Annotated in this window: 25 protein-coding genes; 6 read left to right on the top strand and 19 right to left on the bottom strand. The window is 44.1% G+C overall.

Annotated elements, in window-relative coordinates:
- Positions 1 to 216 precede the first annotated feature (216 nt).
- Positions 217 to 543 (top strand): hypothetical protein, encoded by a 327-nt coding sequence (locus tag KGA69_RS00570; protein ID WP_045390854.1) that lies wholly within the window; start codon positions 217 to 219, stop codon positions 541 to 543.
- A 46-nt stretch (positions 544 to 589) separates the two neighbouring features.
- Here the strand turns inward: KGA69_RS00570 and KGA69_RS00575 are convergent, their stop codons facing one another.
- The 18 genes from KGA69_RS00575 to KGA69_RS00660 all read right to left on the bottom strand — a co-directional run bounded on the left by KGA69_RS00575 (position 590) and on the right by KGA69_RS00660 (position 21,039).
- Positions 590 to 1,576 (bottom strand): hypothetical protein, encoded by a 987-nt coding sequence (locus KGA69_RS00575; protein ID WP_045390857.1) that lies wholly within the window; start codon positions 1,574 to 1,576, stop codon positions 590 to 592.
- Between the two features lie 10 nt (positions 1,577 to 1,586).
- The gene (locus KGA69_RS00580; protein ID WP_063448000.1) at positions 1,587 to 2,516 is read right to left on the bottom strand and encodes an ACP S-malonyltransferase; all 930 of its coding nucleotides are present in this window, start codon (positions 2,514 to 2,516) and stop codon (positions 1,587 to 1,589) included.
- 13 nt (positions 2,517 to 2,529) lie between these two features.
- Entirely contained in the window at positions 2,530 to 3,861 is a 1,332-nt protein-coding gene (locus tag KGA69_RS00585) for a hypothetical protein (protein ID WP_213293124.1), read from the bottom strand.
- 53 nt (positions 3,862 to 3,914) lie between these two features.
- Positions 3,915 to 4,703, bottom strand: coding sequence for an outer membrane lipoprotein-sorting protein (locus tag KGA69_RS00590; protein ID WP_045390863.1), 789 nt, complete (start codon positions 4,701 to 4,703; stop codon positions 3,915 to 3,917).
- An 8-nt stretch (positions 4,704 to 4,711) separates the two neighbouring features.
- Positions 4,712 to 6,022: an ABC transporter permease gene (locus KGA69_RS00595; RefSeq protein ID WP_045390866.1), complete on the bottom strand. Its 1,311-nt coding sequence runs from the start codon at positions 6,020 to 6,022 to the stop codon at positions 4,712 to 4,714.
- Positions 6,023 to 6,673 (bottom strand): hypothetical protein, encoded by a 651-nt coding sequence (locus tag KGA69_RS00600; protein WP_047044475.1) that lies wholly within the window; start codon positions 6,671 to 6,673, stop codon positions 6,023 to 6,025.
- The gene (locus KGA69_RS00605; RefSeq protein WP_063416609.1) at positions 6,648 to 7,364 is read right to left on the bottom strand and encodes an ABC transporter ATP-binding protein; all 717 of its coding nucleotides are present in this window, start codon (positions 7,362 to 7,364) and stop codon (positions 6,648 to 6,650) included. Before KGA69_RS00605 ends, KGA69_RS00600 begins: the two co-directional genes overlap by 26 nt.
- Positions 7,365 to 7,372: 8 nt before the next feature.
- A complete protein-coding gene (locus tag KGA69_RS00610) occupies positions 7,373 to 8,338 on the bottom strand; it encodes an ATP-binding protein (RefSeq protein ID WP_213292730.1) in 966 nt (321 codons plus the stop codon).
- A 1-nt stretch (position 8,339) separates the two neighbouring features.
- Positions 8,340 to 9,560, bottom strand: a complete 1,221-nt coding sequence (locus KGA69_RS00615) for a beta-ketoacyl synthase N-terminal-like domain-containing protein (protein WP_213292731.1) — start codon at positions 9,558 to 9,560, stop codon at positions 8,340 to 8,342.
- Between the two features lie 4 nt (positions 9,561 to 9,564).
- The gene (locus KGA69_RS00620) at positions 9,565 to 12,123 is read right to left on the bottom strand and encodes a beta-ketoacyl-[acyl-carrier-protein] synthase family protein (protein WP_072047956.1); all 2,559 of its coding nucleotides are present in this window, start codon (positions 12,121 to 12,123) and stop codon (positions 9,565 to 9,567) included.
- A 71-nt stretch (positions 12,124 to 12,194) separates the two neighbouring features.
- On the bottom strand, positions 12,195 to 13,364 hold the full coding sequence (locus KGA69_RS00625; RefSeq protein ID WP_045390878.1) for an aminomethyltransferase family protein: 1,170 nt from the start codon (positions 13,362 to 13,364) through the stop codon (positions 12,195 to 12,197).
- Between the two features lie 29 nt (positions 13,365 to 13,393).
- The gene (locus KGA69_RS00630; RefSeq protein WP_213292732.1) at positions 13,394 to 13,675 is read right to left on the bottom strand and encodes an acyl carrier protein; all 282 of its coding nucleotides are present in this window, start codon (positions 13,673 to 13,675) and stop codon (positions 13,394 to 13,396) included.
- A gap of 18 nt (positions 13,676 to 13,693) precedes the next feature.
- Positions 13,694 to 14,242: a hotdog family protein gene (locus KGA69_RS00635; protein WP_045390884.1), complete on the bottom strand. Its 549-nt coding sequence runs from the start codon at positions 14,240 to 14,242 to the stop codon at positions 13,694 to 13,696.
- Between the two features lie 3 nt (positions 14,243 to 14,245).
- Positions 14,246 to 15,001, bottom strand: coding sequence for an SDR family oxidoreductase (locus KGA69_RS00640; RefSeq protein WP_045390887.1), 756 nt, complete (start codon positions 14,999 to 15,001; stop codon positions 14,246 to 14,248).
- Positions 15,002 to 15,019: 18 nt separating this feature from the next.
- Complete coding sequence (gene acpS / locus KGA69_RS00645; RefSeq protein WP_063447996.1) at positions 15,020 to 15,388, bottom strand: holo-ACP synthase; 369 nt, start codon at positions 15,386 to 15,388, stop codon at positions 15,020 to 15,022.
- 18 nt (positions 15,389 to 15,406) lie between these two features.
- A complete protein-coding gene (locus KGA69_RS00650) occupies positions 15,407 to 17,053 on the bottom strand; it encodes a ShlB/FhaC/HecB family hemolysin secretion/activation protein (protein ID WP_213292733.1) in 1,647 nt (548 codons plus the stop codon).
- 58 nt (positions 17,054 to 17,111) lie between these two features.
- On the bottom strand, positions 17,112 to 19,772 hold the full coding sequence (locus KGA69_RS00655) for a two-partner secretion domain-containing protein (protein WP_213292734.1): 2,661 nt from the start codon (positions 19,770 to 19,772) through the stop codon (positions 17,112 to 17,114).
- Between the two features lie 775 nt (positions 19,773 to 20,547).
- Positions 20,548 to 21,039, bottom strand: a complete 492-nt coding sequence (locus KGA69_RS00660; protein WP_045390897.1) for a YajQ family cyclic di-GMP-binding protein — start codon at positions 21,037 to 21,039, stop codon at positions 20,548 to 20,550.
- A 137-nt stretch (positions 21,040 to 21,176) separates the two neighbouring features.
- Here KGA69_RS00660 and panE point away from each other — a divergent pair, with 137 nt between their 5' ends.
- Genes panE through KGA69_RS00675 form a run of 3 tightly spaced genes read left to right on the top strand, consistent with a single transcriptional unit; the run spans position 21,177 to position 23,171 of the window.
- Positions 21,177 to 22,088 (top strand): 2-dehydropantoate 2-reductase, encoded by a 912-nt coding sequence (gene panE / locus KGA69_RS00665; RefSeq protein WP_049059416.1) that lies wholly within the window; start codon positions 21,177 to 21,179, stop codon positions 22,086 to 22,088.
- Complete coding sequence (gene yajL, locus KGA69_RS00670; RefSeq protein ID WP_045390902.1) at positions 22,051 to 22,644, top strand: protein deglycase YajL; 594 nt, start codon at positions 22,051 to 22,053, stop codon at positions 22,642 to 22,644. Before panE ends, yajL begins: the two co-directional genes overlap by 38 nt.
- Positions 22,645 to 22,694: 50 nt before the next feature.
- Positions 22,695 to 23,171, top strand: coding sequence for an SRPBCC family protein (locus tag KGA69_RS00675; protein ID WP_020079493.1), 477 nt, complete (start codon positions 22,695 to 22,697; stop codon positions 23,169 to 23,171).
- A gap of 67 nt (positions 23,172 to 23,238) precedes the next feature.
- On the opposite strand, the gene thiI is transcribed toward KGA69_RS00675, so the two are convergent.
- On the bottom strand, positions 23,239 to 24,687 hold the full coding sequence (gene thiI, locus KGA69_RS00680) for a tRNA uracil 4-sulfurtransferase ThiI (protein WP_045390904.1): 1,449 nt from the start codon (positions 24,685 to 24,687) through the stop codon (positions 23,239 to 23,241).
- Positions 24,688 to 24,921: 234 nt separating this feature from the next.
- Between thiI and xseB the strand changes: the two genes are divergently transcribed.
- Positions 24,922 to 25,164 carry an exodeoxyribonuclease VII small subunit gene (xseB, locus tag KGA69_RS00685; RefSeq protein ID WP_045390907.1) on the top strand — a complete coding sequence of 81 codons (243 nt, stop codon included), beginning with the start codon at positions 24,922 to 24,924 and terminating at the stop codon, positions 25,162 to 25,164.
- Positions 25,165 to 26,064: a (2E,6E)-farnesyl diphosphate synthase gene (ispA, locus tag KGA69_RS00690; RefSeq protein WP_213292735.1), complete on the top strand. Its 900-nt coding sequence runs from the start codon at positions 25,165 to 25,167 to the stop codon at positions 26,062 to 26,064.
- Positions 26,065 to 26,069: the final 5 nt, after the last annotated feature.

Raw genomic sequence — 26,069 nt, forward strand, 5'->3', positions numbered from 1 at the left:
CACAGAAGATACCTTCGGGTATCTTCTCTTATCAAACATGAATTGACGTAATAAGCCCCCGTACTTTTCTAATTCTGTTTTGTGAAGTTTAATTCACATTAAAACTAATAGATCATTTAAATATTCACTATTATATAAAAAACCCTCTGATTAGTATATTGCCCGGTGTGCATAGGCACATCATTAACAATTCATTAATCTAGGATGGAATTAAAAATGAAAGAATTAACCGCAAACGAAATGGAATATGTCTCTGGTGCAGGCCTTATCGACCTGCCTTGCGCTTTGGTTGATTTCACCGTTCAATCAGCGCTGGGCCTGGTAGCAGCAGGTATTAACGCAGGTATGATTCTGGCCTCCTCCGCTCTGGAAACCACTATTGATCTGGTTTCTAATATTCTTGGCGGTTCGCCATCTAGCCTGGGAAGCATTATAACTGACCATATCAACTCCCTGCTGTATGCTGAATCAGGGGTTTGGTCAAACTTTGTTTATAATGCTGCTACTGACTGGGGTGGTGTTGTTGAGGCCCTGCAGAGCTAAATAGCATATGGCCAGTCAGTTTTCTGACTGGCCATATTTTCTGATGTTATTTATTATTTTCGCCACATCTGAGATACATATCACATGCCGTCATGTAATCATCATGCCAGCGCCAGTAAACATGTAAATAAAAGTATCCCATTGCCGGTATCATGCAAAAAATAAAATACACATAAAAATATATTTCCCACCCTAATAATTTCAGCAACAGGCTAAAGATTACGATCCATAACAGTTGAAGAATAAATAAAATAACTAACCGCAACCACAGCGATTTCCTATACATTACGGTAAATGGGATAGTTTTAGCCAGGTTCACATCAAACTCTTTCTGAAAAAGCCGTCCTAAAAAAGTATAACGCCTGGATGGGTGAGCAAAAATCAAATTAACCGCCAGTATCGCTGAACAAAGAATCAACATAGCAACTATCAACTTTGCAGAAAAAAAACCATTGGATAAGGAAAAATCTTCATCCGCGACTAAGGGGCTGATAACCAGAAAACTGGTCATAAAAGTTACTGTAACATTTAAGCAAGCATAGAGATGGAGATTACGGTATCTAAGCGTATACACAGTTGCCTGCTGTAACTGTTTTACGTAACAATTCCTGGCGAACCAGCACATCATATAGACCATTATCGGCACAAAGATGACAATACAGACCATCGCGAGAATGCTTGAAAAGAAGAGTAGAAATCCCTTCACAACCAGATAGCACCCCAGCAAACAGCAAGTTGTAGCAACAAGCGGATGCCATAGTATGGCCTCACATTGCGAATACTTTTTTCCCTGAAACCAAGAAAAGTTGATATTTTTTATCGCATATTTGTAAGCCCAATACGCTTTAAGTTCATAAACAAAGCTAAACATAGTTAACGAAAAAATGGCGCTGACAGGGAATGCATCTTCCACGGTCAAAAGATACCCTCTGTTTTTCACGTAGAATGCAATCAGCATCGTACAAATAAAGTACAAATAGGGTAAAAGCGAACGATCCTGTCGACGAATAAAAGTTAAATAATCCGGAATCATGCTAGCCTCGTTACGCCCCCAATATTTTTCGACAATGAATAAAATACTCTGCCGAGAAATCATCGAAATCATTTAGTAATTGTCCAAGGTACGCTTTATTGCTGATTTCAACGAACCTGACGACGGGAGTGTGTTGTAAAAAAGCAGTCATAGATGCTGTCCATTGTACGGTATGGGTCAAATGCAACGATAAGTTGTTTTTAATTATCTCAGGGTCACCTTCTTCGCACCCGGTAACATTCATTAGTACAGGATAATTTGGCCGTACCATTTCCACCACCTCCAGGGCATCTCGCATAAGCTGAACTCCATCAGCCATTAGTGGCGTGTGCCAGGCACCGCTAACGCCCAACTTTACCGTTTCCAGGCCAGCTCCCATAAGTACCCCGGCGAATTCGCTTAAATCTGGCAGCGTTCCGCCAACCACCTGCTGATAGGGACTATTATCACAACTCACCACAACCGGACTTCCGGAATCGTTAATCAACTGGCTTATCGTTTGATAATCGGCACCTCTCACCGCTAGCATTGCGCCTTTACGAATATGACTTAAATCATCCATGATAGTTGAGCGCGCTGATATTAGTTTGAACACATTCTCCAGCGTTAAAGCGCCGGCCGCGTAGAGTGCGCTATATTCACCAACACTATGCCCACATGAACCCACGATGTGAGCGTCAGAAAATTGCTCAGCATAAAGACTATAGAGCGTAACGTTGATAGCCGTCACCGCTGCCTGCTGTGTCGTCGTTTTCACCAGACGATTCATTGGCCCTTTCAAACATAACCGACGAAGATCCAACCCTGTTACATCACTAGCGCAATCCCAGATTTGTCTGGTGGTTGCGTTAAGATCCCATAAATCTGCTCCCATTCCAATGACAGGATTTCCCTGACCGGCGAAAATAAGCACCAATGGTTGCTCTGATAACTTAGTCATAGACAATATATCCTTATAAATAGTATTTAAATCCAACATAAATTCCGAGGGTCTCGCCAAAAAGTGCAAACTCAGAATCACGATGACCTAATGCACTATAAAACCCCGAATAAATCTCTACCCGTTCGCCCAACCCTTTTACCGGCTTGATATAATGAGTGCCAATTAATGCACTACCATCAACTAAGTTCATCACCAGATAGGGCTGAAAAGTTGAATGATCTGTGTTCTGTAAACTTAGCCACGAATTAATATAATGTCGTCCTTGTAACATCCCTTTATTTCCTGTATTACTTATTTCTGACCCCATCAGATACTTATAATCATCAAATATTTTATCTAAACTGGATAAGCCAGTTTTATTACTTAATAGTTTAATAAAGTCGGTCTGCTCTCGCCATGCCGCTTTTGAGTATCCTTCACTCTGATAATAGTATTCGATACCTAATACAGTAAAAAGGTCAGTGGTATACTGGCCGCCAACGGCTAATTCATAATTTTTTTTATCATCCTGAGCATAAAGCGATGAAGGATATTTCCCAGATAATACTGCATCTCGTTTTTCACGGGAAAAATGCCGCCACTGTTGATTTTTGTGTAAAGCCGCCTCTACGTTGACAACAAACTGCGGAGTTATATTGTAGCTATCCGCGAGGGCCAACGATGGAGAATCGCCAAGCATCACATCTGCTGCCAGTCGATGATTAGCAAGTCGATAATCGGAGTAACTTAATAAATAATACTCACTGCTGTTGCCCCGTTGATTGGCCGTCCAGTTGCTGGATGACTCATAATATTCATCAATACTCGCCAATTTGGGTATGATGGTAAACGAGAATGCATAATCGCGGAACTCTTCTGAGATCCGCCCTCCCCAAAACGGCTCATTATAGGTGGAGTTAAATCCAGGGTCGAATATTCTGGTAGGTTTCAATCCGGCATAATAAGTCGTCAACAATGCTGCAGGCGATCTTAAATGAAAAGCGCCGGAATGCGGTCTAAGTTTTCCTCCTTCGAGACTGACGTTTTCAGATAATGTTGCGTTCAGCGTTAGCCTATCGATTAATATTTTAGAGCGACTATCATCTTCTTCGAAAAGCCCCACCTCGTTCATCGGATGATATCCAAAGCCATATAATGAAAAATCCACAGCCAACACATTATCAATAATATCGCAAGAGCTAGAGACGTTAAGTGAAATATTATTATAGGCGTTATCAGTGGTATACGGGTTAGATCCACTGATACGCCATAGAGACTCATTTTTATGTGTAAAGGATGTTTGCCCTATCAAAACCAATTGACCATTTTGTTGTATTTCATCCGCGGTAAGACAATCTGCCATCCCCAACAACGGTATTAATGTTAGAATTGATAGTAATACGGCCCGAAGCAATTTCACTTTGCTTCCCTCTGAATGAACTCCTTCGTGAAGTGAAATTCTGGTAATGACTCAAGGCGAACATTACTATACTTCATGACAGAATATCCCTTTTCATACCGAGCATTCTGCACAATAATTTCTGTTGGCCGGTACATTCCCAATACCATTTGATAGTTTTTATACAAAACACTCTTGAGTAATTGATTATCAAGTGAGTAATATGATGCCTTAAATGGTCGATACTCGGCGTTTTTTTCTACCAGATAAATCACTTTTGGATAAGTAACGGCCTCAGATTTACGAATAAGAGACAACCGATAGCAGATTTTATCACCACAAGGCTCCTCACCCTCCAGCGTCGAATCATAGGCATATTCGAAGTTCGTTACGATAACATCACCATTAGAGATCTGGCCTATTAAGCGTTGTGAACGCGAAATGGGAACTGGCCTTCGAAGCTCAGGTGTATAAAACCATAAATCATACCAATCAGATAACATGATTTTACCTTTCTCTCGCGGAGGATAAGTAAAGCGTATCAGTGAACGAGCATCAGCTTTAATACCATTTTTCGGCTTAATAAATCGCATTGAAATATCAAGAGATTGTTTATTTTCAGGTTCATCCACTCCCTCTTTAAACTCCAACACGGTCACTTCATAGCGGAAAGGTTCATTTGGTGAACGAACTTCATCCGCCCTGCGAATAATCTCCAGAGCCTGCTGATCAATTTTTGTCGCTTGCACCGCAGCTGAATGCAGTAATACTGCCAAATATAATAAATACCACATGCCAATTCTCATACTGCCCTCTATGAAGATTTAAATGCATCTGTAATATTAAGCCGCGATGCACGATATGCAGGAATGATAGAAGCCAGGGCTGACGTTAAAATTGGCAACATCAAGGTAAACCAAATTAACTCTGCGTCATTGCTTTTAATAAATGCAGTATATCCAACTGACTGCCCTGGAGAAGGAGGCATTGCAATGCCGGAAATATTAATAATCGCAGCAATGGTATAACCAAAAGCAAGGCTACCGATTGCCCCCAAAATGCCTATATATATACCTTCCAACCAGAATAAAAGCGTAACACGACTGGACTGTAAACCGATGGCTCGTAGTGTCGTGATCTCTTTAGTCCGCTCAACGATATTCATGGTCATTGAATTACCGATCATAAATATCACAATAAGTGCTACTATGACTTTAATAAAAAAATAGATACCCGAAAGCATGCCTTCAACTTGCTGGTAAAAAATAGAGCTTTCCTTCCAGTCCTTAACGATAAGGGGTAAATTCTGTTGAGCGATAAACTCTCTCATTTTAATAACAAATGGCGCTACATCATCATGTTTTAATAAGATAACTATTTTACTGACGCCATTCGTACCCATGATTCGCTGAGCGGTATCAAGAGGTATCTTTAGTGCAACATCATCATAATCCTTAATTCCCGACTCAAAGATGCCACGGAGTTTGACTGATATAGCGCCCTGTCCTCCTGCCACATTTACCGCCAGGATATCGAGCCAGTCACCATAGTGGCTATCAAGTGTTTTGGCCAAACCGCTTCCGATGGTAATTTCATTATGTTTTACGCGAGATAAATCGCTTCCAAAGACTATCTTATCAAATGCTCCTAGCTTCAGAGATGGTAATGGTTCAATGCCTTGCGCCGAAAAATAATTTGACGTTTCGCTTTCGTAGTGAGATATAATCCCACTAAACTCTAGCTGACCTGAAATTGTCGAAATTGCATTAGAAAAATAGGCATTTTGTAATATATTATGCTTTAGTGAAATGTAGTCAGAAATAAGGCTTTTATTCTTATTAGCCGTTTCAAAGTAGGATTTATTATAAATTTGCACATGGCCAACATTAGTTCGTATCGTCTGCTCCTTGAGTATCCAAAAAGAGTATTTGATAAAACCGCCATATAGAAATATAGCGCCACCACCTAAAACAATTGCAAAAATAGTAGAAAGGGTTCTACGCTGATGCCGTAGCAAATTAAGGAATGAAAATTTAGCATCACCATAGTTGAAGATGATATTATAAACTACAAATAGCAATAACAACGCCACAATACCATTAATGAATATCACATCCCTTGACATTTAATCACCTTTAATAACCGGAACAATAACCTGCACGACTTCAGCCATTTCCCACGCAGGCGGATTGTTATTTGCATAATCGATTTTAAGGTTTTGCCCTACGCTTCTCAGATACTGAAGGAATTGTTCTTCTTGTGGTTTGCTATGGCACTGATGGAGAGCTCGTAAACGCATCTCGTTAATCTTCCGAACAATCTCGACGCTGAATTTATCTCTATTCCTCATCAGCAAGTCGGTATCTTCAATCGTAATCACGCAGCGCCCCAAATTACCCGGAAGCCAGGCATCAACACGCGCACGCAAATATCTGATTAGCAAATTATCTTCATTGACATCTACCGACTCATCCATATAGAAGAATCCTGTCTTTGCATATTCAGAGGCGTGAATCAGATCATTAACACTCAGGTAATAAGCTGCTTGCCGCAGCATCCCCCATGAATAAAAGATCAGCACGCCAACGTTATTAGTGCGTTCATATTCTTTAAGCAAATTTGCTGTGACCGATGCTAATGCTTTTGGCTCACCTGGTAACCCATCCTGTAAAACACGATCCGAAACAGGTGTGGGTATCGATTCAGCGAATGCTGAAAATATAACCGTGGTTAAACACAGAAGCAAAACTCTACAAAGATTGCTTCGCTGAATCATATATTATTGCTCCATCTTTAATTTCCACTCTCCGACGAGCTCGCTCTTGTAGTTGAGTCGAATGAGTGGAGATAATAAACGTCGTCTCTGTGCGCCGATTAATGTCAAGCAGCAGGTCAAGAATCGCTTCTCCAGTGGCCAGATCCAAATTTCCGGTCGGTTCGTCGGCAACAACGACTTCAGGACTATGCGCTAACGCCCTTGCTATCGCGACCCGCTGTTGTTGTCCGCCTGATAATTGGCCTGGCTTTCGCCCAACTAAGTGGGCTAAGCCCACACTATCGAGGAAATGTAGACTCCGTGCTTTCGCCTCTTTTGCATTGAAATGCCCATTTAGCATCAGGGGATAAAAAACATTATCAAAAACACTTAGTACCGGGACTAAATTGAAAAACTGAAAAATAAACCCTAAATGATGACTACGAAGTCGCGCCAAATTCTTTTCAGACAGCGCATTTAGATTTTTGCCAAGAAAAAAAACATTACCTGCCGTTGGTTTATCAATACCTGAAAGTATATTAAGCAAGGTACTCTTACCGCTTCCCGAAGGGCCACATAATGCTACGAACTCACCTCTTACAATATCCAGATTAATATCATTCAGTGCAATAGTAATGTTATCCTGAGGACCATAAGATTTATGTATACCGTACAGAGATATATCAGGTAATTCTGTTATATTGCTGCGCATAGGGCCTTCTATTCGTACCAGGTATCAAAATAAGCATAGCCACCGACTGCCCCAGGGATAACGGTTCGAAGACAGCCATTATGCAAAGCGTGGTGTGCAATGTATTGCCAGCTCAAAGCAGGGGTCATGCAGCCGCTACAACCATAACGAGTAATGAGATCGACTCCTTTGTTAGAAGGTGGTATTAATTTATTGATACCACCGGCATAGGCAACCAAGTCAATATCATTATTTTTTTCTGATTGTGATACAAACAAGCGGTCTACACCATTAGATATATATGGACCACAGTTCACTCTCATATGACTTTCTCTTCTACTGAATATAAAGCAGCCCACTCTTTCAATTGACACATTCACGCCAGGAACATGCTTATGATATTTTTTCCTTTCGCCTTGGCTAAGGCTTTCTGCGGTAAAAGCCAACAACGGCACCGCACGGTAACCTCCGCAGATAACGACAAAATCAAATACATCCCAAGCAAGATAATCCTGTGTCAATGCCATTGCCTGAAATAGAGCATAGTTTTCACCTCGTATTTTACAGGTCACGTTGTTGATAGAAAATTTCTTAATCAAATTCTTAGGTAAAGTATCAATAGTGGATAAGTTAAGGCTACTTATATTGTATTCAAAAACGCCTGACTCCCCCCATGAATCAATATAGATAAAGGCGGTTCGTGATTTCAGGAGTAGCATCCGTTCTTTTGCTGATAAGCTATGTAGAGCATCGTCCGACACTCTTTCCATGGCATTAATATAGGGTATATGATCTGGTCGCCTTGTGATTTCACGATTATATATTTCGGCACGTGTGCCAAAGCGTTTAAATCGCCAACCATTCGCTCCCGTTGCCTTGAGCGCGGTATTGAATGAATGCGACTCCCATACATTTAACCAGTTTGGATAATATAAATTAAACGGTTCTTCAGGTTCAAGAAATGAATATGAAGACAAATACATCTTACTATTCATATCAACCACAACTCATATTCAAATTTGTCATTAATAACGCAACAACTGAACCATCGACGCCTAACCCGGTCTTCAGAAGATGGTTTTTTTCATGCTTCCTCACACCTCCTTCTACGGAGATATGGCAAGCGACATCATCTATGATTTCGTCATTGATAACAGGAAAAATCAATTCATTCGTGAGCAGTAAATGATAGCCAATAATTAGGTCTATCACCCCAGATCCCGTTGCGGTATAACCAACTTGTCCTTTATAGGCCAATACGGGAAGCGGGGTTTCACCAGCAAACATAGCGATCGCTTTTGCTTCAACTTTATCACTGGATGAGGTTCCATTACCGTGAGGGATGAATCCACAAAGGTCTTCTTTTCTCACCCCAGCATCATTTAATAATGAATGAATCAACTTCAAAATGCTGGTGCTTTGCCAGGATGCATCATTACTTCGACTAGCATTAATTTGCTTATATGCCGAAGTAATACATACTCCCGGACTTTTTCCGCGCATCATTCGGTGTTGTTGACTTTCCAGTAACATAACGCTATAGCCTTCGGCAAAATGCACACCATTGCTGTTTACCCCGAAGGGCTGGACAATTTTACTGTCCAACATTCCCTGGCTTGCAAGGAATACAAGATCCTGATATTTAATTTTTGAAATATTAATAACAAGCCCGAGGTCAATACCTCCACTCTCTATTGCCCTGGTAACCAAATGAATAGCCGTCAATGATGAGTTACTTGTACAGTTCATATTTGGCGGCAAATATTGCAACTCATACTTTAGCCCCAGCGTATAAGAAACATTATCCTGCGACATATTTTTTACAGAAAGATTTTTAATTGAAGATGTTACCGAAACATCTTCCATATCATTGTAATTATAAAAATTCCTGTAATCCATAACATCAACACGAGGGCCTATTCCGGTAATATATACTCTAACTCTGTTGCCTTTCAGGCTGTCATTACTAAGACCAGCCTGTAGTAAGGCGTCATCAATGAGTTTGTACACCAGTTCAAAAGCGCTATCGTTTTCTCGTTGTAGTTTCGCAATGAATATATTCTCTGCAAATCCACATTCTCTAGCCTGGTTATCTGATATAAACCATGGCGACAAATGTACCCGTTTTCCTTGCTGCAGATTTCGAATTAACAGCGAACTATTCTCAGCATATGGCAAGGATACACTGAAGCCAGAAATAATAGCTCTCCCGCTCACCTTGTTATCCTTTAATCACGATAGCGTAATAATTCCCGCCTTCTGTAGCGCCAATTAAAAGCGCGTATTTGATAGCTATTTCTCGTGTTTTCTTTACAAAGTTAATTCTTGCGTCGGCAAAGTTTTGTGTATATGGAATAGCAGGAACCGATTGTCTTTGAATACAATCAAGAATCACCGCCAGGTTTAAAAGCCCTGCAGACGAAGCAACAAAGCCAAAAAATGCGTTATAATTCACCACTGGAACATGTGGATTATGGCTATGGAATGAATCATAGATTGCATTAATTTCTATGATTGAGCTAACTTCGCTGCCACTACTAGTTCCACACACTAAATCAATCTCTTTTGCGGTAATACCCGCATCGGCAAGCGCGCGAGCGATCGCCAGCGACATTGCGGTAGATTTTTCCTCAATCTGCGTCGCATCAAAGTAGGAATTACTGCATGACTTACCATAACCTGCAATTTCTCCCAATATTTCAGCGCCACGGGTAGCTGCTGCACGCGCGTCTTCCAATAACAGCATACAGGCCCCTTCACCAGGAACATATCCATGTTCCTCTTTGGCATATATCTGATAATCAGCGACATTTGACGTCATATGAATCTTGTTGGTCACCGCATCCATATACAGGGACATCGATGGAAAATATTCATCAGCCCCACCAACAATGACCTGTGGCTGTAGTTGCTGGCGAACAATTTCATAGCCATAAGTCAATGCGCCAAGCGCGGCGTTTTCACCGGTCGCTAACGTAGTCGTATATCCCTTTATACCTTCCGAAATCCCACAGAATGTCGTCATCGAGTTCATCAGCGAACCAGGAAACTCTGAAGTACGTACTTTGCGCGGATCGGGCTTTAAACTTTGTAAATACTTATAGGTAGTTTCTTGCGGTCCACGGGCCATTCCCAGAACCATGCCCAGCTCCTCTCCGTCACGTTTAATCTTGCGTTTCGCCCTATTCAGCGCTTCTGAAAGTGCAATCAGCGCAAACGTACCGCCGCGCGTTGCCTTGCGTGGGTCATAGCGGCGTAAATGTTTACGTGGTTCGAGGCCTTTCACCTGGTAAGTTTTAAAGTGCTTTTCTGACTCCGGCTGTCGGTAGGCCGTTTCTCGATATTCTTCGCCAAATATTTCCGCAAACTGATTAGTTTTTTCTACAACATCCAACAGCGCTTTAGCCTCTTCAAGCGTGTCATCAGGAAATACTACGCCGCTCAACTCCAGCGACCTGGCATCTTCATGGATATAGCGAAGAATTTCATTAAGCGTATGTCCAATAGCCGATACGGCACCTATCCCAGTTATAACAACACGTTTGGCATCATAGGCGGTAAGAGGAACTGAACACGGCTTGGTACTGACAATCATGCAGCAATTATTACCGCCGAATGCGTAGTTATTCTTCATAAAGATATTGATATCTTTGTGACGAAACTCATTCGCGACGTAGTCCAGATCGCAGTTAGGGCGCGGCTGCGAAAAATTCAACGTTGGCAGAACATGCTTCTGCGGAAGGGTAACTAAACAAGCGATGAGCTCGACAATACCGGCGGCGCCAATATTGTGGCCAAAATACGATTTAGTAGAACTGATCAATATATTTTCGGCGCCAGAGAAAACTTTCTTCATCGCCAGAGTTTCTATTTGGTCATTAGCCTGCGTTCCCGTACCATGCGCATTAACGTAATCAATTTGCTCAGGTTTGATACCTGCATTCGCCATGGCTTTCTGCATGACCTGCACTGCGCCGCTAGCGCGCGGGTCGGGCCCCGTTTCATGGTATGCATCACACGAGGTGGCGTACGAGAGAATTTCGCCGAGAATCGTCGCACCACGCGCGACCGCATGCTCATACTCTTCCAGGACTATTGCCCCTGCGCCTTCGCCAATAGACATACCTGAATGCCCCGAAAATGGCGAACACGATTGCGGGTGCATAACGTTCAGGGCATAAAAACCGGCAAAGGTGGGTAAATAAATAGGTTCTGTTCCAATAGCCAGCATAGCCTTGCTTTTGCCGTTTTGGATGTAATCAAAAGCCATGCCGACGGCGTTCGGGCTTGCCGTACAAGCCGTTGCAACGAGTTCCACGCCTCCTTTCAGGCCTAATAACGTAGATGCGCTGGAACAACACGATGAAAAGCTGCCTGAAAAAAGAGCCTTCCGTAACGAAAAGTCCTGAATATGCTGCTCAAATAACGGAAGGAATGCTTCAGTGCCTGCAGAAGAAACGCCTACAATCAGCCCCATCTGTTCCAGGCACTCCCGATGGGTCGCCAGTTCTGCCTGCTCTAGTGCTTCCTTACCAACTTTGTAGGCCCAAAGTGCAGCATTATCTAGCGATGAGACAACCTCTTTCGATAATTCGGGACAATGAATTTGATGCAGCATTTCAGCCGCACGGGCGTTTGCAAACCATTTAGAGAAACGCGCACTATCAGCGATGCCATTTTTTTTCTCCAGCAGCGCTTGCCTGAAGTCTGCGATGTTGTCAGCCAGAGACGACAAAATCCCCATACCGGTAATAACCACTCTTTTTCTACTAGTTTTCATAATATTATGCTTTATCCCGATTGTTATTTTCTACCGACCGATGCTGGATATAATATTGTCATCGCTAAACGTTATACCGTGGCAAACGCGCTCTTTGCTTTCGAAGCATCAACAAAGCTATGCGTTGTGGGATTAACCAACAAACTCAAGTTATAAATAAAGGGTAAGTTCTGTGTTTTCGCAGCGATTTCACCATTTGCGGTTTTAAGGCTAAAACCTGAAATATCGGCTAACGCATAACATTCATCAATAAGGGCCAACGCAATCCATGCTTGCCTGGCCGGCGAATATGTTGCATTAATAATAACCCCTACCTGTTGTCCATTAACCATCACAAGATCATCTGAATCGATCTGACAACATTCATCGCATGGAGAGATCCCAATAAGCTTACGTTGTGCGCCATTTCGCGATAACTCCACGACTGCACTCTTACCAATAAAGTCCTCTTTATCATACTGGATAGCCCACTGCATTTGCAGTTCCACCGGATTTGTAGAATAGCGAGGGTAAATACTTTCATCCCATCCTGTATTTTCAATTCTCACCAGACGTTGATATTCTAAGCCACCGGTTTTCAGCGAATACCTGGCGCCTATTTCTTGTAACTTCATCCACATGGTGACAAGCGTTGCTTGTGCACCAATCAATTGATATGCGAATTCGCCATGTTTCCCACAACGAAAAACCATAAGTCCATCATTGGTATTCATATATTCATAGTAAGGTAGGCCAATGATATCAAAACCATAAACCTCTGCCATTACTTCCCAGGCATAAGGCCCTTCCAGCATAATGACGCCCCAGTCATCCTCTCCCATCGATTTTATTTCTGGAATCTCCTGAATATCTAAATCATCCGCCTTAACAAGGATTTCATTCAGGACATTTATCACTTCTTGTGCAGTCAGATTCTCGGATAGAATATAATAGCCTTCAGCGGCGCACAGAACATAAGCATCACCGCGAATAGTTCCATCAGCGTTAAGCAGCAAAGAGTAAATACCCTGCTCATCACGGATGATCGATACATCAGCAGAGACCAAATAGTTTACAAGCGCCCATGCATCCTCCCCCATCACACTGGTAATGGACATATGAGAATAATCTATCAGCAAGACATTTTCACGCACAGCTTTATACTCTTCATAAATATCATGATATGAAGAAGGTACGCATTGGTGATTATAGATACCCATAACCGCATTGTTGTTAAAATGGAGATCAGAAAGTAACTTCATAAAATACCCTTCAATATAACCTTATCAATTCAGGATGTTTTTTTCTTTAGAATGAAAGATGCCAGATTATTTATGCTGCGCATATAGGCTGGATCATCGCCTTCTGAGACCTGGATGTTGAAGGTTTTATCAAGCATAACGATAATCTCCGTTGCATCGACAGAGTCAAGTTTCAAGCCATTGCCAAACAAGGGCGTATCATCATCTATTTGATGAGCCTCACGCTGGACATTCAGGCGTTGAATAATTTCGTTTTTAATCGTAATGATCATTTTTTTTCTTTCATCAATTTCATCATGGATGTTTGTCACACCGGACTCCTTGGATAATTAAATGATTTCTCTAAAGTTAATAATGACGCCCTGGCTAATAATTTTCTTGCCAACATTAGCTGTAACTAAATAATGTTTAAACCCACTATCGTCAGAAAATGAGAGCTTGCTTACCACTTCAATCGTATCTCCCGGGTAAGCCGTTTCTTTAAATTTCAAATTCTGTGATGCTAACACTCCACGCACCGCAGCACGCCTTGTATGTATTATGCTCAACATATCCGGATGCTTGATATAAGCATGGATATCACGCAATGACCTAAGTTCTTTACCCGAGTGTTGTTGATAAATATCACAGATATCAGTGAGAAAAGAATAATACTCGCTTGCCTGGCCAAATATCTCAGAAATGATCGCTCCTGGCATAATGGGATCTTCCGGAAAATGTCCAAGCAGATAAGGATCATTATAAGTTACATGTTTTATAACTTTGATGAAGCCATTCTCTCCGTATTTAAAATCGACTATTTTATCTACCATGAGTAAAGGTTGACGCCAGCCGCCCATAGCAAGAAAAATTTTTGGTGGTATTGAATACTTAGACATATATCACCGCATTACCATGCCACCATCGACGACGATGGTTTGCCCTATGATATAGCTAGATGCTGAAGAACTTAAATAAACAATAACGTTGGCCACCTCGTCACATTTTCCGAGTCGTTTTAATGGAATTGAGTTAGTCACTTCACGAACAACTGTACGTGGAACCTTCTTCGCCATTTTAGATTCAATCATCCCCGGCGCGACCGCATTAACGCGTACTCCCCGCGGCGCCAGCTCAGCGGCAAGTGTCCTGGTAAAACTTAATATTGCACCTTTTGATGCGCTATAGTTTGCCTGACCAACGCTTGGTACAAGAGCAGCCACCGATGCGACATTAATAACAACTGGATTTTCCGCTGAACGTAATAGCATTAATGCTTCCTTCGTTAACCGGAACAGGCTAAGTAAATTAATGCTAATGACAGAATAAAAATCATCAAAGGTCATTGATGCAAAGAGGCTATCCTTAACAATACCCGTATTATTCACCAGCACGTCCAGTCTTCCGGCTTCGACAGTCAAGCGCTCACACAACGCAGTCACTTCTTTCTGGCTTGTGAGATCACATGGCAAAATATTAAGTAAGTTGCCATTAGCATGGTTTCCTTTCAGAGCAATCAAAGGCTCGACATTTGATTTATACAACGCATATACCGTGCATTTTTGCTCAAGAAATTTCTCGCAAATTGCAAGACCTATGTCGCCGCTGGCACCAGTAATCAGCACCTTTTTATTTACAAGATCGCTATACTTATACATTTTACATGAATGCCTTTATTAATAGATTATGGTTGCGGCTATCGCATATGTCCGGCAGTGTGAAATACTCAATGATATATTCATAATTTGTTGATTATTTAGAATCTCCTTAACACTCCCTGACAATATGAATTCAGGTTTTCCATGTTCATCATGAACGACCTCAATGTCATGGAAACGGATCCCCTGACTAAATCCATACCCTATGGCTTTTACCAGGGACTCCTTAGCAGCCCAAAACCCTGATGCCCTCTCATAATTAGGGAAAGGAAAATCAATATCTTTGATCTCATTCTCCGTAAATACTCGATGAAGAAACCCTGACTTATCATTGGCAATGGCTTTTTCTATTCTTGCCACTTCAACAATATCTGTACCAATACGCATTGCACATCCCCCAATGAATTAAATCTGGTACGCAAAGTTGAAATTTAATTTATATTCATCGACATCCAAATTATTAGGATAGATAAAAGGGGCTGATACCGAAGCATCATATTCCAGAGCTCTGACAGCCCCTTTGACACCTAAAATACCACCCATTATTTTTTTGCCACTAAGGTTCTGTGAAGGTAACTTACCAATTATTTGACCGTAATCTGCACCGATATAGGGTATGAGACCTTTATAACCCGTCACTGCATTTAGCGTGTTCTGTAAAAAGAAACCTTTATTGCCATAGATCCCATCACTATTTTGAAAACCACGCACACTCCAACGATCGCCTATCGTGAACTGATCCTGTAACGTCAAATTATCCGGTGAATACTGGGCGCCAAAATTAAGTTCATAATAGGCGTTAACTGGCAACATTGTTAACCATTTCACGTAATTCACATTAAGGTTCACAATTTGACTTTCTTTACTAACAGTGCCAGTGCGCATATCAGGTGTATCGGTACCGCCAAACGCCTTGGTAAACCGCTGCCAGGTTACCGTGGAGTCCAGTGCAGCCCCGGTAAAGTTTCTCTTATAATTTACGCCTAACCGTACATTACCCATATCACGCTTTTGCAATACCAGTTCTGTCCCACCCAATGTGTAGTCATACTTACGTCTGATCAGTTCAGCGCTTGCAGACAATTTTGAGTTCACATTGCGGTATAGCATTCTATTGCCTTTAAGACTGAAGTATTCTGTCTTGCCAATATAGTCAAAAGTATATGCACCAATATCGATGCCTTGATGGGATTTACTTTTACTATAATAGAGACTAAGATCATAATAACCGAATGGCACACTATAATAAGTACTCACGTTCTTATAGCCACCCGTTTGGCTACCTGTCCCTGCAAGATAAAAAAGGTCACTCAAGCCTGTGACATTATATAAATAACTTGTTCCACCGATAAGTTCACTACCAGTACCCTGATCGCCGAAGTTATTATAGGAAGCCCTTAAGCTCCATTTTTTTTTGCGCTGCGTATTTATTACTACTTTGCTCGAACCATTTTCGGAACCTGGCAGAATGTTGATCTTTACATCCACCTCAGGGGTTCTCTGTATGTTTTCCAGGCCTTGTTCTAGATCTCGGATGTTCAGAATATCGCCATCTGAAAAAGGTAAAATCCACTTGCTTATATCATTTCCAGCAACAACGATCTCTGAAATTCTTCCAGGCACTACTGTCAGTTTTAATTTTTTCGTTGATAAATCCTGAGTTGGAATTTCAACTCTGGTAGTAATATACCCTGCGTTTATATAATAATCCTGGAACAGCACCGCAGCCTTTTTGAGCCCATTCATTCCGAGACATTGACCAACTACCTGATTTTTTATTTTCTTTATTTCATTATTATCTAAAAAATCATCACTAAGAATCAATTCATTGATCTGAAAACAAGGTGTTTCTTGCGGGAATGTGCTATCAGCATGTTTCTTTGTTGTGGCATCAGAATATACATCTTTCTGCTCTATTTTTCTGTCTTGTAAGGACGCATTATCGTTACTTTGCTGTTCTTTTATAAGACGACCTAACTGAACATCAGCAGCAGCCACAGGAAGCGCAACCAAAAAAAGAGAAGTAATAATTAATGTATGTCGAATATCCATTTCATATCCTGATAATGTGAAAGCAGTAATCCCTTACTGCTTTCACCTGCTACCTGATTTATTTACCGACCACGGTACCAAAAATGTTTACAATATTAGCAGTAGTCTGAAATCCTTGCGCACCACCTAATACAGCCCAAAAACCAGTATTGACTATTTTCTTGGCATTAATAACAGCTTTACCATTGGTATATAGATTACCGTAATTGTAAATGTTATTACTTGCCGTGACGTTCAATTCGCTGTCAGCAACTAAATTAGCCCAGTTAGAGATATTTTTAGCGGTGACGTTAGTTGTTTTAGCCGAAATGTTCGCGCCAAGATTATTGGTCAGGTCATTTGCTGTAGAAATATTAAGGGTATTTCCAGCAGCAATATCACTGTTATTAGTAATGGTTTTCCCCGTCAGGTTCAAATCACCATCAGCACTAAATGCATGGTTATTAGTCAGATAACCAGAAGCATTTACCGTCATATTACCTTTGGCGTTTACCCAGCCGGTATTATTATAATCTCCATTAATATTAATCAATACATCGCTATCAGAAGAGATGATACCGGTAGCCGTGTTTTTTGCAATAGAGCCACTTGCTTTGGACGATAATCCACTGGCATCAATCTTCATGTTGCCTGAGCTGTAGATTGTTGCATAATCAGCGGCAATTCTCTTCGCTGCAATCGTCATTTTTCCTGAATTCGCAACAATCTGCCCTTTGTTACTGGCAAGATCGCCAGTCAGGTTAATATTTACATCACCGGTTTGCGCAATGATACGACCGGATTCGTTATTCAGGCTTTTCGCCGTAATATCAACACCCTCACCACCAATTAAACCACCTTGTTGGTTTCCATAACCGAAATATTGGCCAACATAGAAACCGAACTTGTCGCTATCGGTGCTGGTGATTTTGCCTGCCGCATTAAGCGCTAGTTTTTGATCAGCAACCATCATAGTATATTTAGCATCGATATCAGCTCCGGAATCGATACTGATATTTTTAGCTTTAATGACTGAACTGTCTGTGCTCACGGTGTTGGCTTTGATAGTAACATCACCGTTTACTGAAGTTATCACCCCCAAGCGGCTGTAGTAATTATCGAGATCGATATTTACACCATCTCCTCCGTTAATACCGGATTGGCTGGTATTGATGTCGCGACCAGTAATTGAAACAGTCTTACTGCTTTCAATTTTACCCATGTAGTTATCGATATCACGGGTCGTTTTGATATTTACATCACCATCTGAGGCAATTTCGCCAGCCCAGTTGAATAAGTAGTCAGCAGCAATCTCGATGCCATTACCTGAGACGATGCCCAAGGATTCACCGCCCGTGGTATCAGCCGATTTGTTGTCGTTGTTTTTAACTGCTTTCGTTGTCGTTAATTTTACAGCACCAGCACTGGAACGGATCAAACCAGTTACGTTTTCAATGTTTCCAGTACTTTCAACTTCGACATTGCCCGTTGAATCAATAGTTCCACCATTATTGGTTAACGATGTATTTTTCAGGCCAACATAGCCAGCATGAATCTGACCGTTGTTATTATTAAAATCACCTGATTCTATTGCAACGACACCCGCCTCAATACCCGCCGTTTTAGCTTTTCCGGTATTGGTAAAAGTATTACCACTGGTATTGACAGCCAGCGTTTGTCCAGCAGCCAGTTTACCATTACTATTATCGAATTCACCGCTGGTAATATAGTTATTCGTGGTTGCTAAAATATTACCACCGTTGATATTACTAACTTTATTACCCGCAGTATCAATAGCGATCATTTTATCGCTGTTGATTTTCCCTGCGCTATTTTCTAAAACACCGTTGGTGTTCAGGGTGATATCGCCACTAGACTGGATAGCTGCGTTTTTATTAACCAACTTCCCATTGCTGGTAAGCTTTATACCGCTATCGCCACCTGCAATCGTCCCCTGGTTTCGCACGCCAACCCCAGTTTCAGTACTGACGAGGTTAATCTTATTCGCGTACATTCCGCCTAACTTTGATACATCCACGCCATAGCTGCTAGCATTGCCAGTAGCAGTCACGGTACCCGTCACCACCCCCTCAGTATTAAGGGCATTATTGCCAGCGACGACATTAAGTTCACTCGCAGAAAGAGCGCCATTCACCACGATACTGCGCGCGAGGATTTCGGTCGGCGAGTCGCTCTGAAATCCACTTACCGTAATCGTTCCGCCATTAACCGAATAGCCATTTAGCAGCCCATCATCACCGATCTTTGGCGTGCCAGTCGTCAATGTCCCTTTTTCAGCGTTGATGAACCCGCCTCCCTGAGTCGTAATGCCATTAGGGTTGGCAATGATTAAGTGAGCGGAATCACCAGCAACTTCCATCATGCCATTAATGGTACTGGCATTTGTTGAAGTTACTTCGTTAAGAATAACCATTGCGCTGCCATCCGTAAGGTTCGGGTTGGCCGCAATCTGCCCTGCCAGCACGGACTGTGCTGCGCTTGTCGCGTTATTAAAAATAACGCCCTCGGCACCAACATTCAGCGTGTCATATACGTTATGCGAAAGGCCATTGCTGTTCGCTTTGGCGATATTAACAACCGGCACGCCATTGGAAGCTTCAGTAACGCTGCCATTTTTAATAGAAATTTCCGCCTGCGCCATTACGGGCATCAGTAGTAATAATGACGCTGCAATCGGGTTTAATTTCACTGACCTTTTTTTGTTTTCGTGGTATTTCATATGAACCTTTCTAAGATAGTATTGATTGAGTGCAGCCAGAAGGAATAATCTGCGCTAATGCAGCAATATTCACCCTGACTATTTTAAGTACGCATCATGCATACAAAATCCCTGTGAAAAGCACGTAAACTCATCAAATGTTATATGCAGTTCTATTCAATAAATTATTTTTAAATATATTAAAAATGTATTTTTGCGCTCGCCTACGCCGAATGCATATACCTACATGGAACAAAGAAAATTGATTCAATTCATACAAAATATGAGACATCCCCTGTCCACGCATCGAGCGTAACGACTCGTTTCAACGCTGTTAGTTCATCAGTTCTCATCTCGCCTGCTAAACCAATTCAAAATTTTTTTAGCGATGCGTAATAAATAATGGCACACACAACGCCGTATCCTTACTCCGTTACAGTTTCACCGATTAAAATAATGAACAAAAAGTGAATTCGTTCCGTGCATAATCAACTTTCCTTATTTCATGATTGAGATCAACGCTGTATGCCCCTCTTCTTCTGGGGTTTATTCACTCTCATGTTTTATCATGTAAGTATGAATTCATCGTTTTGAGGTTCAATTTGAGAAATTAATTAGCAAAACTAACCTGGCGTTGGTCATGAAAAAATATGCTGAATACTTTGTTGAAGGATTACAAAGCAGGACGGAAGGGATCAGTAATGAAATCTAGATTTGCCGGAGAGCGGCTTAAGCCTTCTCCGGCATCGACATCAGCGCAATGCCCGAATGGCGTTGCGCCATCGGGCTTTGCGTGTTAATCGCGGAAGTTTTTGAACTGGAATGGCTGGCCAAGATCGCCACTACGCACCAACGCCATTACCGACTGCAAATCGTCACGGGATTTACCTGTGACACGAATTTCTTCGCCCTGAATCTGCGTTTGTACTTTTAGCTTGCTGTCTTTAATCAATTTAACGATTTTCTTCTGTATTGCGCTCTCAATACCCTGTTTCAGCTTAGCTTCGACAAACCAGGTTTTTCCGCTATGTACAAAGGTTTCTGGTACGTCGAGCGAACTTCCCTCAATGCCGCGCTTGAGCAGCTTCGCGCGTAAAATATCTAATAATTGATTGACCTGGAAATCAGACTCACTCAGCACCTTGATGGTTTTACTGGTTTCATTCAGCTCAAAGGTGGCTTCAACATTACGAAAATCAAATCGTGACTCGACTTCGCGGCTTGCGTTTTCGACCGCATTACGCGCTTCCTGAAGATCGACTTCAGAGACAATATCGAAAGATGGCATCTTTTCCTCTCCTTCCGTTTCTTTTGCGTTGCATAATACCCACAACGCGGCATAACTCAACTTGTTATCCCGGAAGCTTAGCTGATAACGCTATACTTTAGCTACAAGCGCCTGGGAGTCGCAGGTGAGGAGGAATAATGAAAGTAACCGTACTGGGATGCGGTGCACTGGGACAACTGTGGTTAACCGCGCTGTGTAAAAACGGACATGAGGTCCAGGGCTGGTTACGCGTCCCGCAACCATTTTGTAGCGTTAATCTCATTGAGACTGACGGTAGCACCTTTAACGAATCAATGACTGCTAACGATCCTGATTTTCTCGCCTCCAGCGATTTGCTACTGGTGACGTTAAAAGCATGGCAGGTTTCGCAGGCGGTGAAAAATCTGGCCGCTATATTACCGGCTTCGGCGCCTATTTTGCTTATTCATAACGGCATGGGCACCCTGAATGAATTAAAAAACATTAAGCAACCACTGCTGCTGGCGTCCACCACCCACGCCGCCCGACGCGATGGCAATGTCATCATTCACGTCGCACAGGGAACCACTCATATCGGCCCTGCTAAAAGCTATAGCGAAGATTACAGCGGCCTCGCCGACATCCTACAAAACGTACTGCCGGATGTCGCCTGGCACGACAATATCCACCCGGCGTTGTGGAGTAAGCTGGCCGTCAACTGCGTGATTAACCCCCTGACCGCGCTGAAAGATTGCAGAAATGGCGATCTGCGTGATTTTCCGCATGAAATCAATGTTATCTGTCAGGAAGTCGCCGCAGTAATGCAACGTGAAGGCATTCATACGTCGGCAGAAAACCTGTTATTGTATGTGAATCAGGTCATTGAAAGTACTGCAGATAATATTTCATCGATGTTGCAGGACATCCGCGCGCAGCGGCATACGGAAATCGACTATATCACCGGTTTTCTGCTTAATCGCGCCCGGGCCCACGGTCTGTCAGTGCCGGAAAATGCCCGTTTATTTGAACAGGTAAAGCGAAAGGAGAATATTTATGAGCGCGTCGGCACTGATTTGCCTCGCCCCTGGTAGCGAAGAGACCGAAGCGGTCACCACTATCGATTTATTAGCGCGCGGCGGTGTGAAAGTGACCACAGCCAGCGTCGCCAGTGATGGCAATCTAACGATTGTCTGCTCAAGAGGCGTGAAGCTCCTCGCGGATGCGCCGCTGGTCGAAGTCGCCGATGGCGATTTTGATATCATCGTTTTGCCTGGCGGAATTAAAGGCGCCGAGTGCTTCCGCGACAGCCCTTTGCTGGTAGAAACCGTAAGACAATTTCATTTATCCGGGCGCATCGTGGCGGCAATCTGTGCCGCGCCAGCGACCGTTCTGGTGCCACATAATCTGTTCCCTATCGGCAACATGACCGGTTTCCCGGCGCTAAAAGAGCATATCCCCGCCGAACAGTGGCAGGATAAACGCGTCGTCTGGGATCCCAGGGTTAATTTGTTGACCAGCCAGGGGCCTGGAACATCTATTGATTTCGCCCTCAAAATGATTGACCTGCTGGTCGGGCGCGAAAAAGCGTATGAAGTGGCTTCGCAGTTGGTCATGGCTGCTGGCATCTATAATTACTACGAATCCTGATAGCCGGTCCGCGCAGCGGACTGGCCCCCTGTATCTTGAGGAGCCGTAGCATGTCCCGTAGCGCAACCGATTCTCGTGACCTCGTCATTAGCCGCTGGCTCAGCGCGCCCACTTCAGCTCTCTGGCGCGCGTGGTCCGATCCGGCATTACTCAAAACCTGGTGGTGCCCTAAGCCGTGGTATACCGACGTTCTGGCCTTTGATTTGCGTCCAGGTGGGGCTTTTCACACCGTGATGCACGGCCCTGACGGTGAACGTAGCGATAACCCCGGCTGCTTTCTTGAAGTCATTCCGCAGCAAAAATTAGTCATGACCTCAATGCTAACCGAGAACTTTCGGCCGGCCGTTACCCCTTTTGCTATGACGGCTATTATTACCTTTGCGGATGAAAACGACGGCTGTCGCTATACGGCTACGGTACTGCATGCAGATGATGAAACCCGCGAGCAGCATGAAAAAATGGGATTTTTTGAGGGATGGAATATCGTTATCGATCAGTTGAATGCGCTGGCGATGACGCTACGCTGATACGCCAGCCAATAGATGTAAAAAAGCCTTCCCTAAGGGAAGGCTTTTCATAAGTAGTACAGGCGAATTACGGACGATACACTTTCACGTTAGTAAAGCCCTGCTCGCGCAGGTATAGCGCCTGCAGACGGCTCATCACGCCGCGCTCACACCACAACAGCCAGGTTTTGCTTTGATCGAGGTTGCCAAATTGGGTGCTCAGTTTATAGAACGGCAGCGAAACAACATCGACGCCTTCCACTTTTAATGGCTTGTCATCCTGCTCATCGATAGAACGAATATCGAGAATCACGTCATTGGCGCTGAAGCCGCTGACGGTTTCCACTTCCACCACGTCCTGCTGCGTTTGCTGGGCGATATCGCGAATATCGATGTTATTCGCTTGCTCAACCACTTTATCCAGAATGCTGAAGTCGAAGTTCTCTTCTTCCGCTTCGATCTTCGCTTTCACCGCTTTTACGGTTGGGCTCTTCGAGATAACGCCGCAGTATTCCGGCATGGTGCGGGCAAAATCTTCCGTGCCGATTTCACGCGCAAGATTGATGATGTGTTCTTTATCATGCGAAATCAGCGGACGCAGGATCAGCGTGTCAGAGACATTATCGATAAGACGCAGGTTGGTCAGCGTCTGGCTGGAGACCTGGCCCAGCGCTTCGCCGGTCACCAGCGCCTGCACGCCATAACGCTCAGCGACTTTCGATGCCGCACGCACCATCATACGTTTGAGCACCACCCCCATCTGACCATCATCGACTTTTTCAAGAATTTCGCCAACGACCGGCTCAAAATTGATTGCCACGAAACGAACGCGATGGGAGCTGCCGAAGCGGTTCCACAGATAGTGCGCCACCTGACGAACGCCGATTTCATGCGCCGCGCCGCCGAGGTTGAAGAAGCAGTAGTGTACGCGGCAGCCGCGGCGCATCAGCATATAGCTTGAAACCCCGGAGTCGAAACCGCCGGAGATGAGCGACAGCACATCTTCCTGAGTACCAATGGGGAAGCCGCCAATACCTTCATAGCGCCCTTTCACCAGCAACAGGCGATCGTTTTCGATCTCGAGGTTAACCGTCACGTCCGGGTCGGTGAGCTTCACGCGCGCCGATTCGATATGCTGGTTCAGGCCGCCGCCAACGTAGCGCTCAACCTCAATTGAGGTGAATTCATGTTTACCACGGCGCTTCACACGCACGCAGAAGCTTTTGCCTTCGAGCTGCTCGCGCCACAGCGGTAATGTCTGCTCAAAAATGTTGTGCAGCGAGGTGAAAGGTACATCTTCCACTTCCAGAATATGGTGAATGCCCGGGATACGGGTCAGCGCGTCGCGAATAGCCGGACGCTGATTTTCGTCTTTCGCGCGAACTTCGATATGATCCCAATGACGAACGACGGCGAGCGTCTCATCATAGTTTTTGAGAACGTTACGAATGTTCCCGGTTAAAATTTTAATAAAGCGCAACCGCACAGATTGGCTTTTGATGGTGATTTCCGGGAACAATTTAATGATAAACTTCATGGCGACAATAGTTCGTTGGCAAGCCCGACGGGGCTTTAAGCAAAAAAGTTGTACAGGCGCAATACAGCGTCTGCATCCAGGGCGCGGAGTATACCATCATTGTTCGCTTTTCGCCTGGCATTGCGCATTTTCGCAAAAATGTATCCGTAGGGTGAATGCCGCGAGTTTGCTTAACCGCCCGACTCCGTTACCATACTGATAGCCATCGAGACATAACAAGAGTCTATATTCACTATGCCAAAGAAAAATGAGGCCCCGGCCAGCTTTGAGAGCGCTTTAGGCGAACTCGAGCAGATCGTTAATCGTCTGGAAAGCGGCGCACTACCGCTGGAAGAAGCACTCAGCGAATTTGAACGCGGGGTGCAGCTCGCGCGCCAGGGCCAGACGAAACTGCAACAGGCCGAGCAGCGTGTCCAAATCCTGCTGGCCGATAGCGAAGATGCGCCGTTGACTCCCTTTACGCCGGACGCTGAATAAATGGACTTCCCGCAACAATTACAGGCCTGTGTCACCCAGGCCAATGACGCGCTGCGCCGTTTTATCTCCCCGCAGCCGTTTCAGAACACTCCGCTGGTTGAAGCCATGCACTATGGCGCATTATTAGGCGGTAAACGGCTGCGCCCTTTCCTGGTTTACGCCACCGGCGAGATGTTCGGCGTTAGCCGTTCCACGCTGGATGCCCCAGCCGCCGCCGTCGAGTGCATTCATGCCTACTCGCTGATGCATGACGATCTGCCGGCGATGGACGACGACGATCTGCGCCGCGGTCAACCCACGTGCCACATCAAGTTTGGCGAAGGGAACGCTATTCTTGCCGGTGACGCCCTGCAAACGCTGGCATTTTCTATACTGAGTGATACGCCGATGCCGGAAGTGCCGGATCGCGACCGTCTGGCGATGGTTTCCGAACTGGCCCAGGCCAGCGGCGTCGCCGGAATGTGCGGCGGTCAGGCGCTGGATCTCGAGGCGGAAGGCAAACAGGTCGATCTGCAGACGCTGGAGCGAATTCACCGTCACAAGACCGGAGCGCTTATCCGCGCGGCGGTTCGTCTTGGCGCGCTGAGCGCCGGCGAGCGTGGCCGTCAGGCGCTGCCGGCGCTCGATCGCTTTGCGGAGAATATCGGTCTCGCCTTCCAGGTGCAGGATGACATTCTTGATGTGGTAGGTGATACTGCGACTCTTGGCAAACGTCAGGGTGCCGACCAACAGTTAGGCAAAAGTACCTATCCGGCGCTTTTGGGTCTTGAGCAAGCCCAGCAGAAAGCACGCGATCTGGTTGCCGATGCCCGCCAGGCGCTAGATGAACTGGCTGTGCAATCGCTGGATACCACGGCACTGGAAGCGCTCGCGAATTACATTATTCAGCGCGATAAATAAACAAT

The organism is Klebsiella sp. A52 (assembly GCF_018388785.1).
Taxonomy (GTDB): Bacteria; Pseudomonadota; Gammaproteobacteria; order Enterobacterales; family Enterobacteriaceae; genus Klebsiella; species Klebsiella aerogenes.